Below are 15,527 nucleotides of genomic sequence, written 5' to 3' on the forward strand. Positions count from 1 at the left end.
CCCTTTACTCGAACTCATCGTCCTGGCTGGCGAACGCCACGAACAGGCAGCCGGCGCCCACGTTGATGGCGCCGGTGGGGCTCATGGTGGAGACCAGCAGCTGCACATCGTGCTCGCGGGCGGCGGCCTCCAGCTCGGCATAACCGGGCATGGTCGGCACGCGGGCGGCGTCGCCGGCGTAGCTGAGACAAACATGGCCGGACATCAACTTTCCGGCGCGGATCTGCTTGGCGACGTGCTCCAGCATGCGGCGCACGGACTTCTCGTAGCTGCGGTTCACCGTGGCCGGGTTTTCCTCACCGCCGTGGATGCGGATCACCGGGTGCATGGACAGCGCCGACCCCACGGTGAGCGCCACGCCGCGCATGGAATCGGAAAAGCTTTTGCGCTCGCCCTTCTTGAAACCCCGGTCGCGCACATAGGCCAGTTTCTCCGGCACCATGTAACCGCAAATGTGCGGCAGCATCTCATCGATACGCAGGCGGATCGCATTACGGTTGGCGCCCTGCTCGATCATTTTAGCCACTTCGCACACCAATACCGCGGTGCCGGAAAACAGGGTTTTACTGTCGATCACCCGCATCGAGAACGGGCCAGGCACGCCGGCGTCGGCGCGCACTTTCTGGTACTGCTTGAGAATCGAGAACGAGGCCTTGGTGGCGTTATCAAAAATCAGGCTGCGCTTACCGGATACGGTGATGCAGAACACCAGGTCATAATCGATGACCAGCTGCTCCAGAAACACCGCCTGAATCTGATCCACGGAATAAGGAATGGATTCCGCGTGGATGCCTTCCGAATCCAGCTGCTCCTGGTAGAACCGCCGCGTGGCCTGCGCGTCGCGCTTGTCGACCAACAGTTCGTCGCCCAGGCGAATGGAGATGGGAAGAATCTGTATATTATTTTTTTCGAAATAGGATTCCGGTAAATCGCAGGTGGAATCCACGACAATACCAATGCGCATTGTTTACCCCATTAATTATGTTTATTTTTATTTCGGGCAAACTTAGCATGGCAAAGGACGCGCAACCACATTGTTAATGTAATTGCGCGCCACAAATTAAAACCGGTTCTTCACGGATCCTTGCTGCCGCCCGTGCCCGCCTGGTCGGCGTCCCGGTAGGCCTTGGTGTCGATTTTCTCCAGGGCTTCGCGCACCGCCTGCTCGCTCTGCGGGCGCACCAGACGCGCCACTTCCTCGCCCTCCTGCAGGAAGATCAGTGTCGGCCATTGTTTTACCTTGAACGCGCGCCCGAGCAACCGGCCCTTGGCGTCCTCCAGTTTCAGGTGCACCACCCCGGTAAAATCGGCGAACGCCGCCTTGATCAGCGGCGCGGCGGCCTGGCAGTGGCCGCAACCGGGCTGGCCGAATTCCACCACGGTGGGCTCGCGGATGGCTTCCACCTCGTCCCGGGTGGGGTGATCGGTAGCGTACTCCGCGCTATAGGTCATGGTGCTCTCCTTGCCATTGGGCGTGTATGAACGAGTTCCAGTGTAGACACCCGGCCGGCGGCGCGGATACGGCGCGAATGCAAAATCCGGTTAGAGCTCACCGGATACGCCGTGCCAGTGCCGCGATCACCAGCGAGGCCAGCGCGCCGACCGTGGCCAGTGCCATGTCCTTCTGGGCGTCCCAGGGGTCGCCCTGGGTGCCGAGAAAGGCGGTGCTGCCGTCCCCCAGCGCCACGGCGGCGCCCCACTCAATCAGCTCATAGAGCAGCGACGAGGCCAGTATCAGGCTGAACGCGAACAGCGCCGCACCAGGCCGCCGCAGACCGCCCCACTCCCGGCACAGCTCACTCAGCGGCAACACCAACAGCACGCCGTAAAGCAGATGTAGAAAGCGGTCGTACTGGTTACGCTGCCACCCCATCACCGCGTCCGGACTGAAACCGAAGAGCGCATGCACGGTCTGGTCGTAGGGCACATGGGAATAGGTGTAGTGGGCGCCGATCTCATGCAGCGCCAGAAACGAGAACATCATCAGGTAGGCGCTGCGCGAGAACCGGAACCAGCGGCGCGTCGCCCACAGGCCGATGACGAACAGCACCGCCACGGCGTTTTCCATCGCCCAGGTCGCCGGCTCGCGGGGCGACACCGCCAGCACCGCAAACAACACCACGAACAGCGCCATCAGCACACCGAAACAACGCCGGTTGGACATCCCTTTTCCTCTTTCGCCACGACACAACGCCGAAGCCGTCTATAACGTCACAGGAGGCCTCACCATTGCAAGCGCGCCGAGCCGGCAAGGGGCGCATTGACAGACTATCGGCGCCACGCGCATTTTGGTCCGATCAGAACAACAAGATGACACCGGAGCCCCAACATGAAACCTGAGGTCCGTGCAGACCTTTACCGGCGCACCCTGGAGGCGCTCAACGGGACGCGGCCGGAAGGCCGGGCCGCCCCCGGCGAGGTGCCGGTGGACCGCTATCTGGACCGCGACCGGGCCGACCGGGAGCGGGCCCTGATGCGGCGCCGCCCCCAGGCGGTGGCCGCCAGCAGCGAACTGCCCGCCGCCGGCGCCTGGCTGGCCCGCGACCGGCTGGGCGTGCCTTTGCTGCTGGTGCGTCAGGAGGACGGCGCCTTGCGGGCCTTCCTCAACGTCTGTCGCCACCGGGGCGCCCGCCTGCTGGACGAAGGCGCCGGCCACAGCGCCCGGACCTTTGTTTGCCCCTACCACGCCTGGACTTACGCCCTGGACGGAAGCCTGAAGGGGCTGCCCCAGGCGTTCGGCTTTCCCTGCCTGAACAAGGCGGAATCCGGGCTGCGGCGCCTGGCCGTTCGGGAGCGCGGCGGCCTGGTCTGGGTAGTCGCCGACCCGGATCTCGCGGACAGCGATATCGACAGCCATCTCGATCCATTGATGGGCGAGCTGGAAGCCCTGGATCTGTCCGCGCCCGTGGCCTACGCGCCGCGCCACTATGAGGTGGCCGCCAACTGGAAACTGCTGGTGGACGGTTCCCTTGAGGCCTACCACTTCAAGGTGGCGCACCGGAATACCATCGCGCACCTGTTCACCGACAACCTCCAGATCATCGACGAAGCGGGACTCAATCGCCGGCTGTATTTGGTCAAATCCAACCTGGACCCGGCCAACCCGCCGGACGCCGACGGCTTTGAACCGCGCCGGCACGGCAACATTCTGTACTTCTTTTTTCCCAACACCACCGTGCTGGTGCAGCCCGACCACGCCCAGTTCAGCACCCTGGAGCCGCTCGGGCCGAACCGTACCCGTGTCCACGAGATCACCCTGCTGCCCGCCGCCCCGGACAGCGACAAAGCGGAGCGTTACTGGCAAGCCAACGTGGACCTGTACCGGCGCACCCTGGCCGAGGACTACAACCTGTCGGAATCGATCCAGAAGGGACTGCCGTCCGGCGCCAATCAGGTACTCACATTCGGCACGTTTGAGTACAGCGCGCCGCGTTTTCACCGGCAATTGGAGGCGGAACTCGACGCCACCGGCCGAGCGCCGTGAACCACCCCCTCCACCAGGGGATGCCCGCCATCGGCGAATAGCGTATAAGGGCGGCATGAAAACCCCGAAACGGATACAACCCCTGGTCGATGACGGCCTGGTGGACGAAGTGATCAGCCGGCTGATGAGCGGCAAAGAGGCGGACATCTATGTGGTCCGCTGCGGCGACCGGGTGCAGTGCGCCAAGGTGTACAAGGAGGCCGCCAAGCGCGGCTTCAAGCAGGCGGTGCACTACCAGGAAGGCCGCAAGGTGCGCAGCACGCGCCGTGCCCGGGCCATGGAAAAGGGCTCCAAGTTCGGCCGCGATCAGCAGGAAAAGGTCTGGCAGACCGCCGAAGTGGACGCCCTGCGCCGCCTGGCGGACGCCGGCGTGCGCGTGCCCCGGCCCTACGACATGCTGGAAGGCGTGCTGCTGATGGAGCTGATCACCGACGACGCCGGCGACGTGGCGCCGCGCCTGTGCGACGTGGTGCTCACCGAGGAGCAGGCACTGGAAGACCACGCCCTTATGATGCACTACGTGGTGCTGATGCTGTGCGCCGGGCTGGTCCACGGCGATCTGTCCGAATTCAACGTGCTGGTGGACGCCTACGGGCCGGTGGTGATCGACCTGCCCCAGGCGGTGGACGCCGCCGCCAACAACCACGCCGAAGCCTTCCTGCGGCGCGACGTCAACAACATGACGCGCTACTACGGCCAGTACGCCCCGAGCCTGCTCGGCAGCCGCTACGGCGAGGAGATCTGGGCCCTCTACGAGGCCGGCGACCTGCACCCGGACGTGTCACTCACGGGTATATTCGAGGACTCCGGCGAAGCCGCCAACGTCGAGGACGTCCTCGCTGAAATCAAAGCCGCCTTTGAGGAAGAACAGGAGCGCCAGGAGCGCCTGCACGACGCCCGCGACCCGGATTAGCTGGAACCTTTGTGGGAGCGGGCCCAGCCCGCGAAAGGGCGCGGAGCGCCCGGCAGGATCCCAGAGCCCTTTCTAACTGCAACACAAAGAGCGTCTCTGGAATCCTGCCGGCCGGCTTCGCCGGCCTTTCGCGGGCTGGGCCCGCTCCCACAAGTCCGCTTTCACAAGTCCGTCTCTACCGTCAGCCATGGCCGTCGCTGAGGATGTGGTGCAACCCGCCGCAGTCGACCATCGGGTCCTCGCAATTGACCACGGTTCTGGAGTGCGCCAGCACGTAGCTTTTGCCGGTGATGGTGTTTTCCACCACCTCGTGGTCTTCCTCCCGGCGGGTGTCGATGAACTCGCCGATAAAGCCGGAGCCGCGCAGGGAGACGGTTTCCAGGCGGTCGCCGGGTTTGATCCTGCCTTCGTGATGCATCAGCGCCAGCCGCGCGGAGGTGCCGGTGCCGGTGGTGCTGCGGCAGATCACGCCGGGGTGCACATAGGTGGCGGAACGGGAGCGGTAGAAGTGATCGCCCACCTGCTCCACCGGGCCCATGAAGTGCAGGAACGGTAGCGGGCCCACGTCACCCAGGGTGTAGTGGGAAAAGCCACGCTCCGCCTGGATCGCTTCGACAATGGCGCGGGCGCAGCGCGCCAGATCCGCCTCTTCATCCAGGGTCAGATGAAAGCCCAGCTCGGTGGCGTCCACCAGCGCGTAGAACCCGCCGCTGTAAGCCACGCTGTAGGTGACGTTGCCCAGCGACGGCACATGGATGGTGGCGCGGTGGGTGTCGATGTAGCTGGGCAGGCCGCCGCAGGTGATCGATTCCACCACGCCGTCGTGGACCTGGGCCTCGATGTGCACCAGCCCCGCCGGCGATTCCATCATAAAGCTTTGCCGGCCCTCTTCCTTGGGCACCAGCCCGCTTTCCAGCACCGCCGTGGCGGTGCAGATGGTGTTGGAGCCGGAGTAAATCGCATAGCCCATCACTTCCATGATGATGTAGCCGACGCTGGCGCCCGGGTGGGACGGCGGCACGATCAGATCCACCGACATTTCCGGAATGCCGTAGGGCTCCTCCAGTAAAAGCCGGCGCAGGCCGTCGGCGTCGTCGCGCAGGTACTCCATTTGCTGGCGCACGGTTTTACCGGGCAGCGGATCAATACCGCCGAGAACGATGCGACTGACATCGCCGCCGGCGTGGGTGTCCATGAGTTTCAGGCTTAACTCCTGGCGCATCAGGTTGTCTCCTTTAACGCGAAGGGTTCGCCGAAGTCCGCCCACTGGCGGTCGGGGACGATGACGATCTTGCCGAGGAAGTTGTTGCCGCGGCTGACGAAGTAGTCCTCCGCGCGGTGCAGGTCGGAGAGTTTGAAAGCCGCGTGCAGAACCGGTTTGAGCTCTCCGGAACGGATCCAGCCGATCAGCTGTTCCGCCTCTTCCCGGGTGCCGTGGGAGACGCCGAACACCTGCACCTGATAGAGGTAGATGCGCGTCCACATGATTTCGCTCAGGTTGCCGCCGCTGGCGCCGGCGATGCTTAAACGCGGGTAGCTGCTGCGCGCCTTCATGTCGAAGATCATGGCGTCGATAAAACGGTCGGTCATGTCGCCGCCGACCAGATCCATCACCGCGTCCAGGGGCGCGCCGCCGGTCAGCTCGCGGACCCGGTCGGTGAAGCCGTCCATGTCGGAACGGTCGAGCACCGCTTCGGCGCCCAGCTCACGCAGGGCGTCCGCCTTGTCCGGCGTGCTCAACGCATAGGGAATCGCGCCCAGGACCCGGCACAGCTGGATCAGCGCCGTGCCGACACCGCCGCTGGCGCCGGTGACCAGCACCCGCTCCCCGGCGACGACATTGGCGGAGGTGAGCATGTGCAGGGCGGTCTGGTAGGAGCACATGCCCATGGCCGCCAGCTCCGCGTCGGCCAGGTCCGCCTTGTCCACGCTGTGGAACTGATCCGAGGGCACCGCCACGTACTCGGCGAAGCCGCCGTCGGCGCCGTGGCCGTAGTAGTCCGGCGTCAGGTTGATGTCGCGGCGGTCGTCCGGGTAAAGGTTGAAATCCAGCAGGCCGCGCTCACCGAGGCGCGCCGGATCCACGCCCTCGCCGACGGCGACGACGCGTCCGGCCACGTCGGCGCCCTGAATACGGGGAAAGGTCAGCGTGGCCGAACCGCCCATCTGAAAGGACGCCACTTCATCCTTGTCCTTGGTGGGGTACAGGCCTTCACGGGCCTTACGGTCGGTGTTGTTCTTGGCGGTGGCGGTGACGCGTACCAGCACCTGGCCCGGCGCCGGCCGCGGCACCGGCACATCGTGGCGGTACACCAGTTTATCCACGCCACCGTGGCCGGTGAGCACCATGGCCGACATGGTCTCGGGAATAGCGGGCTCGGTAACCATAGGATCGCCTCCTTGCTGCGAAATGCCGCTTACCCGGTGCCTGGAGACGTGCCGGAGGATTTCAACCCCGCATACCCTGTTTGGGGTATGCGGCGGCATAGCGCCACTGGCTAGGCTTAAGTGGTTTGCTTCCTCCGTCAAAGGGTACTGTCATGATCAAATCCGTTTCCTATCTCATCACCGTGATCGCCATGCTGGCGGCGATCAGCGGCTGTGGCGGGAGTTCCTCCTCGTCCAGTGCGCCCAGCGACCCGGCGCCCCAGGCACTTACCGTTGAGGGCACGGCCAGCGCGCCCTCGGGCATGGTCGCCGCGTTACGCGACGACACCTTCACCCGTATCGTGCTGAACGCCTTGATCGAACCGGCCGCCGCCGCGATTACCGGGCTGCAGCCGGTGGACGGCGCCACCGTGGAGCTGATCCGCGTGGACAACAACGGCGATCAGGTCGGCGACGTGCTGGCCGAGACCGTGACCTCCATCAGCGGGGACTACGATCTGACACTGCCCCAGGGGGTCGATCTGGCGGGTAATCTGATCGTACGCATTACCGGCAACGGCGCGGAACTGCGCGCCCAGGTCGTTGATCAGGCCGTGGACATCAACCCGGTGTCGGAATTCGTGCTGCGCAAGTTCATCGAGCAAGGCGCGGACCTGGAACAGCTGGTCGTCACCGAAGTGGTTACTCTGAGCGGCAAGGTGGACACCTTCGATCTTACCGCCGGAAACGACCTCAGCGAAATGCTCGCCAAACTGGACCAGGAAGTGGGTGAGTTCGTCGAACAGCAAGTGGCGATCATCAATGATCAGCCCGGCGATGCCGGTGATATTGCCGGCGACTACCGCAGTTCCGCATTCGGTCTGGGGCTACACGACAGCGACAACGATGGTTTCGGCACTTTCGCCAACGACTTGTGGCTGACCGACTTCACCTTTGCCGACGGCGGCGACGGCACCGTGGCAATCACATTGGAATCGGAAGAGAGCGCCTCGTCCAATTTTTCCGGCGCCAGCGTGGACACGGCATCGCTGTTCTATGAAGCGGAGATTGAAGACGGCGAAAGCTTCACCGGAACCTTGACCGAATCCGGGATTCTCAGCATCGAAGGCGCCTTTGAAGAAGAAGTCGACGGCGACTTCGCCTTCCGTTATCCAGCCGTCATCTACAACCTGCAAAAGGCTAATAATAAAGGGCTTTTCTTCCTACTTTCCCAGGAAGCCGGCGTGCGCTATGGCACCATTGATACCAACGGCGACCAAGAGCCGGACGCCTTGAATCCGGATGACCGCAGAGGTGACGAAGTATTCCGCGCTCTGGAGATATTCGCACGCTCACCCTCGGCCATGCAGGATTCGGATCTCAACGGTGATTTCGGCCGCGTATTCATCGAGACCTATCTGGAGTCCGGCGTGATCGAAGTGCAGACCGCGACCAACGAGCTCACCTTCAACGGCGACGGTACTTTTGATTACGGCGACGCCAGTGGGCACCTGTTGGCCCTGCAAGGGAACGGCACTTTTTACCAGACCACAACCGAAACCGGCTTTACCGGTGAGCCGATCGAGATCACCGAGGACGGTGACATTGTGTCCGCCGGCACCGATGACGGTCAGCCCTCCCCCGCCGATGGTTTTATCAATGATACCTTCGATTTCCTTGCCTTCGCGGAATCCGACAACGATGAGAACTTCTCGGCCGATTTCAGCAACACCCTGATGGTGAAGCTGCCCGATAGCGCTCCGGATGTTACCGGCAAAAACTACCGTTTCATGCAATTGTCCGTAGCGCTGGACGGCGTGGGTAACGGCACCGGTGACATCGAATTGCTCAACAGCCAATTCAACAGCTTCATCAGTATGACCAGCAACACCGCCGGCACCCTGGACGGCGAAATCACTGAAATCGAGAAAGCCGGCCTGGGCGGTAACGTGGGCATCGAGAACGATGCCGTCAACACACCCCTGAGCGCGGACATTGCCGCCAACGGCGCGACCACTCTGACCATCACGGACCAGACCGGGAGCACCGTTATCGAGGGCTTCTTCAACCAGGACGCCAGTGTGGGCGTATTCACCATGCGCCGTGTACCCGACGGTGGCGACCCCAGTGAACTGGGCCTTGTGGTCTTGGTGGAGGTGGCTGACGGCGCCACAAACCCGCAGTAAGCCACTCACGGATTCACCCCCCGGACGCCGCGAGGCGTCGCCCCTGACCCCGGCTCGCCGGGGTCTTTTTCGTTGCGGTGCCGGTAAACGCTTCCTATGATCAAGCTACACGCAGACCAGACCCGGGGACTTCCGCCTTGCAGGACGACAACAACAACGACCTGATCGGGCGTATCTACGAGACCGCGCTCTCCCCCGGAGACTGGGTGGATTTGCTCGACACCCTCACCGGCTGGAGCGCCGACCCGGTCGATGCCGGCGGCGACCCGGCCGGCGGCGCGGTGGCGGTGGACCGGCTGGTCGAGCATCTGGAGCGGGCGGTGCGCAGCAGCGCCTATATGCACGCCCTGGAAGACCGCACCCACATCCTCAACACCATGTACAACCAGATGCCCTGGCCGATGCTCATGCTCGACGAGCGGATGCAGTGTCTGGAGTGCAATCCGGCCGCCAGGCAGGGGCTGCGCGAAGGCGCCGTCACCCTGCTCGACGACGGCAGCCTGAGGTTCACCGACCCGGCCCTGAAGCTGGGCGTCAAAAGGGTCACCACCCTGGCCGGCGGCCGCCGCACCCAGCTGCTCTCCTCGCAGCGGGACGCGGTGACCCTGCTGTGCATGCCGGTCCGCAAATCCGACGCCCCCGGGCGCATCGCGCGGGTGCGCACCATTGTCTGGGTGCTGGCCGGGCACAGCCTGGTGGCGCCGTCACCGGAATCGCTGAAAGCGATCTTCAACATCACCCACGCGGAAGCCCGGCTGCTGCATCTGCTGTGCAAGATCGGCAACGTCAGCCAGAGCGCGGAGCTGTTGTCGGTCAGCGTACACACGGCGCGCACCCAGCTGAAATCGATCATGGCGAAGCTCAACGCCAACAGCCAGGTGCAGCTGGTCAGCCAGGCGATGGGCCACGCCCTGGTGCAGACCGTTCAGCCGCCCGCCCTGCGCCAGACCCCCGAACGCACTCTGACCCTGGCCGACGGCCGCGTGCTGAGCTGGTTCGAGTACGGCGCCCCGGACGGCCGCCCGGTGCTCACCCTGGACAACCTGGGCGGCACCATTCCGGACCACCGCCTGTTCGAAAACTGGTACCGCGAAAAAGGGCTGCGCATGATTCTGATCGTGCGCCCCGGCTACGGCCTTTCCACCGCGCAGCCGGACATGGAATTCCGCGACTTCGGCCCGGACATCCGCGCCCTGTGCCGCCACCTGGAGATCGAGCGCCCGCCCATGGCCGCCTACTGCGGCGGCGGGCCCTACGCGCTGTGCGCCGCCGCCCAGTACCCGGACCTGTTCGAGCGCCTCGGGCTGATCGCCAGCACCGTGCCGATCGAGCATTTCGAGCTGGACAAGCTCGACCGTATCCACGCCATGTTCCTGCGCCTCTTCCGCCGGGACCCGCGCCTGTTCGTGTTGATCGGCCGGCTCGCGTTACGCGGCGTGCAGCGCGCCCCGGAAAAGTATTTCGCCAGGCTGGCCAAATCCCTGTGCGCCGACGACCAGGCGGTGCTCGGCGACCCGGACCTGCTGGCGAGGCTGATCGAACGGATGGAGCTCAGCCATTTCCAGGGCGCGCGCATCATCATCGACGAATACCTGCGCATGCAGCATCCCTGGCATGTGGACCTGAGCCGGATCACGGTGCCCATTCTCCACTGGCATGGCGAGGACGACCGCATCATTTCCATAGGCAGCGCGCGGGGGCTGGCCGCCAGCATGCCCAACGTGACCTTCCGGAGTTTCCCCGGCCTGGGGCGTTTTATGGTGTACCGGGTCTGGAAGGCGTTTCTCACCGAACTGCTGGAGTTGCCCGGCGAGGCAGCGCCGGATGTCACCCGGCGTCTGCCCACGGCGGTCTGAGTCCGGCCCTAGGAAAGGCAATCACGGAACAGGGTGTTCAGCTGTTCCAGGGACGCGGTGGGTGGGGCGGTCTGGATGGAACAGCGCGATACCCTGGACAGCTCCTGCTCGATAAACTCATTCAAGGCCTGAATGACCGGCACGAATTCCTTTTCCTGGCTGCGCTGCTTGCGCGCCAGCAGCCGCTCGATCTGACCGTCCAGGTCGGCGTCGTCGGCCACCAGCGTGCGCAACCGCTCGAACGCCACCGGCGCCGGCGTGCGGTGGCGCTCCAACCAGCGGATCGCCAACAGCGGCCTCAGGACGTAGAAGTATTTTTTCAGCGGCACCAGCTGCGCTTTCAAATAGCCCCGGTAATTTTTGTCCGCCATGCCCAGATAGTGGTGCACGCCCTTATTCAAATCGTAGACGTCGGGCAGCAACGCCCTGGCCCGCGCCGCGAAATCCGCCTCGTCCCGGTATACGATCGGGGAATGCAGCCATTCCACGAACGACGGATTGGACTGCCAGAACAGCTTCAAGGCCTTGCGGATATCCCAGCCGCTGAGATCGATGTCGTCGACGATCTCGCACTCGATCACGTCCCGGCGCTGCTCCAGGTCCAGCGACAGGTACCATTCGCGGGGATGGGCGTAGATAAAGCGCACGTCGTAATCGCTGTTCGGTGAGGGAAAGCCCCAGGCCCGGCTGCCGGACTCCACCGCGAACAGCACGCGCACGTCGTGCGCCTCCTCCACGGCGCGGAGGCGGCGCTGAATCTCCCGCCGAACATCATCACTGATCATAAAACCGTCCTTGTCGGATCGCCGCCGTGAGCCGGAAAAACGCGACCTGGCTGGGCGGCCCCAGCTCCATATCGGCGTCGCCGATGCCACCGAAGGCGACCCGGTAGCCGTTGCGGCCCGCCACGCCCCGCGCCCACTGGCGGAACTTGTCCCGGGACCATTCAAACTTGTGGTCCGCTTCGCGGAACTGGCCCGGCGCCAGGCCGTAGAGCGGGTTGTATTCCACATTAGGCGTGGTGACGATCAGCGTCGCCGGCGCCAGGGTGCCGAACACCGCCTGCTCCACCCGGCTCAATTGCCCCGGCGGAATATGCTCGATGGTTTCGACCATGGCCGCCGCGTCGAAACCGGCCAATGCCGGGTGATGGTCCAGATAGGACGCGTTCAACAACCGCAAACGCGGCACCGGAGCGTCCAGGTCGGCGGCCAGCATGGCCCGGGCCTCCGCCAGGGCGGCGGCGCTGCTCTCCAGCCCCACCACCTCGGTGAACTGGTCATCGCCCAGCAACTCATGCAATAGCCAGCCGCCGCCGCACCCCAGGTCGAGCACCCGGCGGGCGCCACTGGCTTTGAGGTGGCGGAGCACGTAATTCAGGCGCGCCGCGTGGAGCGGCGTGGCCTGATCCATCATCGAGGTGGAGAAAGGCATAGGCCAGTCAGTCTAAAGACCGGCTGTTTCAACGGCCAGCGTCAACCGCCGGTTCATTCAAACAGCGCGTGCATATGCTCGAGCAACTCCGGGCCGCCGGGCTCGCCGTGGCCGGGAATCACCGTTTCCGCCCCAGGGTAGCGCGTCTGGGCATTGCGGATCGCCCGCGGCCAGTGGGCCAGGTCGGCGTCGGCGGTATTGCCCAGGTTGTCGGTGGCCAGTTCGCGCACCGCGCAGCCGCCGTAGAGCATCTTCTGCTCGGGCAGCCACACCATGATGTTGTCGCGGGCATGGCCGCCGCCGGGGAAAAACACCTCCACGGTGCCGAAGCCGGTGGCGCTGCCCGGGGCGTCGATGCCGCTCAAGGCGTTGGGCGGCACCGGGTTGCCCTCTTCCGCGCTCAGGCGCTGCGTCATCGGATGCGACCAGACCGGGATACCCGCCGCTTCCAGCACCGCCACACCGCCGGTGCGGTCGCTGTGAAAGTGGGTGGACAGGGCCCGGTCCACCGGCAGACCGATCTCTTCATCGATCCATACCAGCAGTTCTTCCGTGGCTTCGGCGCCCCAGGCGGAATCCAGCAACACCAGGTGATCGCCTTCCCGGACGATCAGGCCGTTGGACGGGTAAACCACACCATCGAAGGTGTTGTAGGAGGTGTGCATCCAGACGCCGGGGCGAAGCGGCTTCACTTCCAGACCGGGGGCGGTTTGCGGAGCCTGGCTGTGGGGGCTCTGGCAGGCGGCCAGTAGCAAGCCGCAAAGCAACAACAGAGAGGGAAAGAAGACGTGGCGTTTCATGCAAGGGGTCCCGCTGCGGATGGCAATAGCGGCGACCTTAACCCGGTATCCCGGCCCGCGCTATGACGGGCTCGGCATAACCGGCGATCGCCGGCCACGGCGGGTGGATCAGGCCAGGTTAAGACTCGGCCGCGCGGTGCGTCCCCGCGCCATGGCCTTGTCCACGAACGGTGACGTCATAGCGCGGATCAAGGCGCTGTAGTTGACCGCGAAACGGACCTCGGTGCCCACCTGCAGGCGCCGCTTGCCGCAGTCGATCAGCAGATGGTCGCCACTGGCGCCGAGTATCGCCAGGCCGTCCGGCGGCACCAGACCGGCCGGGTCCATGTCCTGCTCGCCGAGCGCGAGGATCGCCCGGCTCATGTCCCCGGTGTCCGTGGAGGTGACGTCGCCGCCGAAGGCGGTCTCCGCCAACGTGCCCCAGGGCAGCGATGGCTTGGTCTTCGATTCGATCACCTCCGCCACCAGGGTGATGGCGTCGGTGTGCAGGCCGTCCACCGGCGTGCGGTGCAGCGGCTCGCAGCCGAGCAGAATCGCTTCGCCCAGACGCAGATGATTGATGCGCCCGATCTTGCCCTTGCCCAGCGCCCAGTTGAGATTGGCCGAATTACCGCCGGAGACAATCTCCAGGCTCACGTCCAGGGCCGCTTCCACTTCGTCGGCCAGGGTCGACAACGCCGCCATGTTGGTGGCGTCCGGCGCCATGCCGCTGTGGCAGGCCAGGTTCACGCCGATGCCGGTCAGTTCCAGATTGGGCAGGCGCAGCACTTCCCGGGCGGCGCCGATCAGGTCCGCCGGCAGAATGCCTTCGCGCAGATCGCCCAGCTCCACCATCAGCACGATGCCGTGGACGCGGTCGGCGTCCTGGGCGGCGGCGGACAAACGGCGCACCACCGACAGCTCGGTGTTGAAGCTGATGTCCGCCGACTTCACCACCCGCTCCGCCTGGCTGAGCATGGGCGAGCGGATCAGCATGATCGGCGCGGCGATGCGCTGGTGGCGCATGGCTTCGATGTTCTCGATGCGGGAGTCACCCAGACCGCTGACACCGGCGCGCAGCATCGCCTTGGCCACTTCCACGGCGCCCAGGGCGGCCTTGGTGACGCCGGTGACCGCGATACCGCGCTCGCCGAGATCCTCCACCAGAACGCGGGCGTTATGGGTAATTTTATCCAGGTCGATTTCCAGTCGCGGCGCGCTCATTGGCGTTCTCCGGTAAGGCGTGCGGACAGCTCCGGGAAGGCCGCCAGCACCATGGACACCAGCTCGCCGCCGGGGCGGGCCAGCGCGTCGGTGACGGGGATACCCAGATCGAGGGCGAACGCGGCGATGGCCCGGGCCACCTGGTCGTCGTCCATGTCTTCGTGGTTCAGGGTCAGACCGATCACCCGGGTATCGGAAAAGGTTTCAATCAGGTTGATTTCAGACGCCGGCTCGGGCATCGCCATGGTCTCGAAATCGCACCGGAAGGCCCGCGCCGGGGCGTGCTGCAACACCACCGCCTGGGGGCAGGCGCCGCGCAGAATAAACGAGGTGGTGGAAAACGCCGGGTGGCTCAGAGCGCCCTGCCCCTCGACGATAATCACGTCCGGGCTCTCGGCGTGGAAGGCTTCGACGATGGTGGCTTCCAGTTCGCCGGCGCAAAACTGCGAGGGCACGGAATCCAGCGCCACGCCGTAGCGGGCACCCTGGATCAGCCCGGTCTGGCCGGTGCCGACCATCACCGTCTTGAGGCCGACCCGGTTGAGCGCCGCCGCCAGCACCGTGGCGGTGGTGCGCTTGCCGATGGCGCAATCGGTGCCCAGCACCGCGATGCGCGGGCAGGTGACCTCATGGATGCGACCGCTGAACATGCGCAGGTACTTCTTCGGCCGGGGGCGGCGCACGTCGACGATATCCACGTTGTGGGTGATGCGCGCGGCGGCGAACTCCGGGTCGTCGTTAAGGAACTCATGCAGGCCGTTGACGATGCTCATGCCCTCGCCCATCGCCGCCAGCACCACCTTGCGCTGCCCTTCGGAGAGCAAGCCGCTGGCCGGCGCCATGCCGAAGATCAGAAAGTCCGGCACGGTCTCCGCCTGCCGCAACGAGTCGGCCAGGTCGCGGCACACGGGAATGCCGTTCGGCACCCCATCCAGGATCGAACCGGTATCGAGACCGGCCTGATCGCTGTCGATCACCGACAACACATCGTATTTTTCCGAGTGGCGAATCAGGCCGTTGGCGGTCTTGCCGTCGATGGCGCCGAACTGGCCTTCGCAGTAGACAATCGCGGTGGCGGTGCTGCGTGACGGGGCCCGATGAGCGGAGGGGTGTGCGTGGTGAGACAGTGGATCGAGGGGAAGAGCGGACGAAGCGGGGGATAACGCGGCACGCTGGGTGCCGGGCGGAGCTTGCGCCGAATAAGGGCGGGCTCGTGGTGAAGCGGGGATAACGACGGTCATGGGAACTCCTCGGGCGGCGCAGGGCTTAGAGGGGCCATGGCGC

Annotated in this window: 14 protein-coding genes; 4 read left to right on the forward strand and 10 right to left on the reverse strand. The window is 65.0% G+C overall.

The features are described 5' to 3' along the window. Positions 1 to 4: 4 nt before the first annotated feature. The 3 genes from ACEQZD_RS11950 to ACEQZD_RS11960 all read right to left on the reverse strand — a co-directional run bounded on the left by ACEQZD_RS11950 (position 5) and on the right by ACEQZD_RS11960 (position 2,164). The gene (locus tag ACEQZD_RS11950; RefSeq protein ID WP_194855755.1) at positions 5 to 964 is read right to left on the reverse strand and encodes a DegV family protein; all 960 of its coding nucleotides are present in this window, start codon (positions 962 to 964) and stop codon (positions 5 to 7) included. 110 nt (positions 965 to 1,074) lie between these two features. After that, the gene (locus ACEQZD_RS11955) at positions 1,075 to 1,452 is read right to left on the reverse strand and encodes a thioredoxin family protein (RefSeq protein ID WP_142948552.1); all 378 of its coding nucleotides are present in this window, start codon (positions 1,450 to 1,452) and stop codon (positions 1,075 to 1,077) included. Between the two features lie 97 nt (positions 1,453 to 1,549). Continuing rightward, the gene (locus ACEQZD_RS11960) at positions 1,550 to 2,164 is read right to left on the reverse strand and encodes a DUF2238 domain-containing protein (RefSeq protein WP_335629596.1); all 615 of its coding nucleotides are present in this window, start codon (positions 2,162 to 2,164) and stop codon (positions 1,550 to 1,552) included. A 165-nt stretch (positions 2,165 to 2,329) separates the two neighbouring features. On the opposite strand from ACEQZD_RS11960, the gene ACEQZD_RS11965 reads away from it, so the two are divergent. Both ACEQZD_RS11965 and ACEQZD_RS11970 read left to right on the forward strand, forming a co-directional pair. Then, entirely contained in the window at positions 2,330 to 3,484 is a 1,155-nt protein-coding gene (locus tag ACEQZD_RS11965; protein ID WP_370185758.1) for an aromatic ring-hydroxylating dioxygenase subunit alpha, read from the forward strand. Positions 3,485 to 3,539: 55 nt separating this feature from the next. Further along, positions 3,540 to 4,397, forward strand: coding sequence for a PA4780 family RIO1-like protein kinase (locus ACEQZD_RS11970; RefSeq protein WP_370185761.1), 858 nt, complete (start codon positions 3,540 to 3,542; stop codon positions 4,395 to 4,397). 181 nt (positions 4,398 to 4,578) lie between these two features. Here the strand turns inward: ACEQZD_RS11970 and ACEQZD_RS11975 are convergent, their stop codons facing one another. Together ACEQZD_RS11975 and ACEQZD_RS11980 are read right to left on the reverse strand one after the other, a co-directional pair. After that, a complete protein-coding gene (locus ACEQZD_RS11975) occupies positions 4,579 to 5,619 on the reverse strand; it encodes a proline racemase family protein (protein ID WP_370185764.1) in 1,041 nt (346 codons plus the stop codon). Next, positions 5,619 to 6,785, reverse strand: coding sequence for a zinc-binding dehydrogenase (locus tag ACEQZD_RS11980; RefSeq protein ID WP_335629730.1), 1,167 nt, complete (start codon positions 6,783 to 6,785; stop codon positions 5,619 to 5,621). The genes ACEQZD_RS11975 and ACEQZD_RS11980 overlap by 1 nt, the downstream gene beginning before the upstream one ends. A gap of 152 nt (positions 6,786 to 6,937) precedes the next feature. Between ACEQZD_RS11980 and ACEQZD_RS11985 the strand changes: the two genes are divergently transcribed. Beyond that, positions 6,938 to 8,950, forward strand: a complete 2,013-nt coding sequence (locus tag ACEQZD_RS11985) for a hypothetical protein (RefSeq protein WP_335629729.1) — start codon at positions 6,938 to 6,940, stop codon at positions 8,948 to 8,950. 137 nt (positions 8,951 to 9,087) lie between these two features. Continuing rightward, entirely contained in the window at positions 9,088 to 10,806 is a 1,719-nt protein-coding gene (locus ACEQZD_RS11990) for an alpha/beta fold hydrolase (protein ID WP_370185768.1), read from the forward strand. A gap of 8 nt (positions 10,807 to 10,814) precedes the next feature. On the opposite strand, the gene ACEQZD_RS11995 is transcribed toward ACEQZD_RS11990, so the two are convergent. From ACEQZD_RS11995 to ACEQZD_RS12015, 5 genes are all read right to left on the reverse strand, one after another. Then, on the reverse strand, positions 10,815 to 11,591 hold the full coding sequence (locus ACEQZD_RS11995; RefSeq protein WP_335629727.1) for a nucleotidyltransferase domain-containing protein: 777 nt from the start codon (positions 11,589 to 11,591) through the stop codon (positions 10,815 to 10,817). Further along, entirely contained in the window at positions 11,581 to 12,240 is a 660-nt protein-coding gene (locus tag ACEQZD_RS12000; protein WP_335629726.1) for a methyltransferase, read from the reverse strand. Before ACEQZD_RS12000 ends, ACEQZD_RS11995 begins: the two co-directional genes overlap by 11 nt. 53 nt (positions 12,241 to 12,293) lie before the next feature. Then, positions 12,294 to 13,040: a subclass B1 metallo-beta-lactamase gene (gene bla / locus ACEQZD_RS12005; RefSeq protein WP_370185772.1), complete on the reverse strand. Its 747-nt coding sequence runs from the start codon at positions 13,038 to 13,040 to the stop codon at positions 12,294 to 12,296. A gap of 108 nt (positions 13,041 to 13,148) precedes the next feature. Further along, positions 13,149 to 14,243 carry an alanine/ornithine racemase family PLP-dependent enzyme gene (locus ACEQZD_RS12010; protein ID WP_370185775.1) on the reverse strand — a complete coding sequence of 365 codons (1,095 nt, stop codon included), beginning with the start codon at positions 14,241 to 14,243 and terminating at the stop codon, positions 13,149 to 13,151. Then, positions 14,240 to 15,484 carry a DUF1611 domain-containing protein gene (locus tag ACEQZD_RS12015; protein ID WP_370185778.1) on the reverse strand — a complete coding sequence of 415 codons (1,245 nt, stop codon included), beginning with the start codon at positions 15,482 to 15,484 and terminating at the stop codon, positions 14,240 to 14,242. Before ACEQZD_RS12015 ends, ACEQZD_RS12010 begins: the two co-directional genes overlap by 4 nt. Positions 15,485 to 15,527 lie beyond the last annotated feature (43 nt).

This window comes from Alloalcanivorax sp. (assembly GCF_964221125.1).
In the GTDB taxonomy this organism is placed as follows: domain Bacteria; phylum Pseudomonadota; class Gammaproteobacteria; order Pseudomonadales; family Alcanivoracaceae; genus Alloalcanivorax; species Alloalcanivorax venustensis.

Coding starts and splice junctions, on each gene's coding strand:
- ACEQZD_RS11960 (WP_335629596.1), bottom strand. CDS start 2,164: ATGTCCAACCGGCGTTGTTTCGGTGTGCTGATGGCGCTGTTCGTGGTG.
- ACEQZD_RS11950 (WP_194855755.1), bottom strand. CDS start 964: ATGCGCATTGGTATTGTCGTGGATTCCACCTGCGATTTACCGGAATCC.
- ACEQZD_RS11965 (WP_370185758.1), top strand. CDS start 2,330: ATGAAACCTGAGGTCCGTGCAGACCTTTACCGGCGCACCCTGGAGGCG.
- ACEQZD_RS12015 (WP_370185778.1), bottom strand. CDS start 15,484: ATGACCGTCGTTATCCCCGCTTCACCACGAGCCCGCCCTTATTCGGCG.
- ACEQZD_RS12000 (WP_335629726.1), bottom strand. CDS start 12,240: ATGCCTTTCTCCACCTCGATGATGGATCAGGCCACGCCGCTCCACGCG.
- ACEQZD_RS11975 (WP_370185764.1), bottom strand. CDS start 5,619: ATGCGCCAGGAGTTAAGCCTGAAACTCATGGACACCCACGCCGGCGGC.
- bla (WP_370185772.1), bottom strand. CDS start 13,040: ATGAAACGCCACGTCTTCTTTCCCTCTCTGTTGTTGCTTTGCGGCTTG.
- ACEQZD_RS11980 (WP_335629730.1), bottom strand. CDS start 6,785: ATGGTTACCGAGCCCGCTATTCCCGAGACCATGTCGGCCATGGTGCTC.
- ACEQZD_RS11995 (WP_335629727.1), bottom strand. CDS start 11,591: ATGATCAGTGATGATGTTCGGCGGGAGATTCAGCGCCGCCTCCGCGCC.
- ACEQZD_RS12010 (WP_370185775.1), bottom strand. CDS start 14,243: ATGAGCGCGCCGCGACTGGAAATCGACCTGGATAAAATTACCCATAAC.
- ACEQZD_RS11955 (WP_142948552.1), bottom strand. CDS start 1,452: ATGACCTATAGCGCGGAGTACGCTACCGATCACCCCACCCGGGACGAG.
- ACEQZD_RS11985 (WP_335629729.1), top strand. CDS start 6,938: ATGATCAAATCCGTTTCCTATCTCATCACCGTGATCGCCATGCTGGCG.
- ACEQZD_RS11970 (WP_370185761.1), top strand. CDS start 3,540: ATGAAAACCCCGAAACGGATACAACCCCTGGTCGATGACGGCCTGGTG.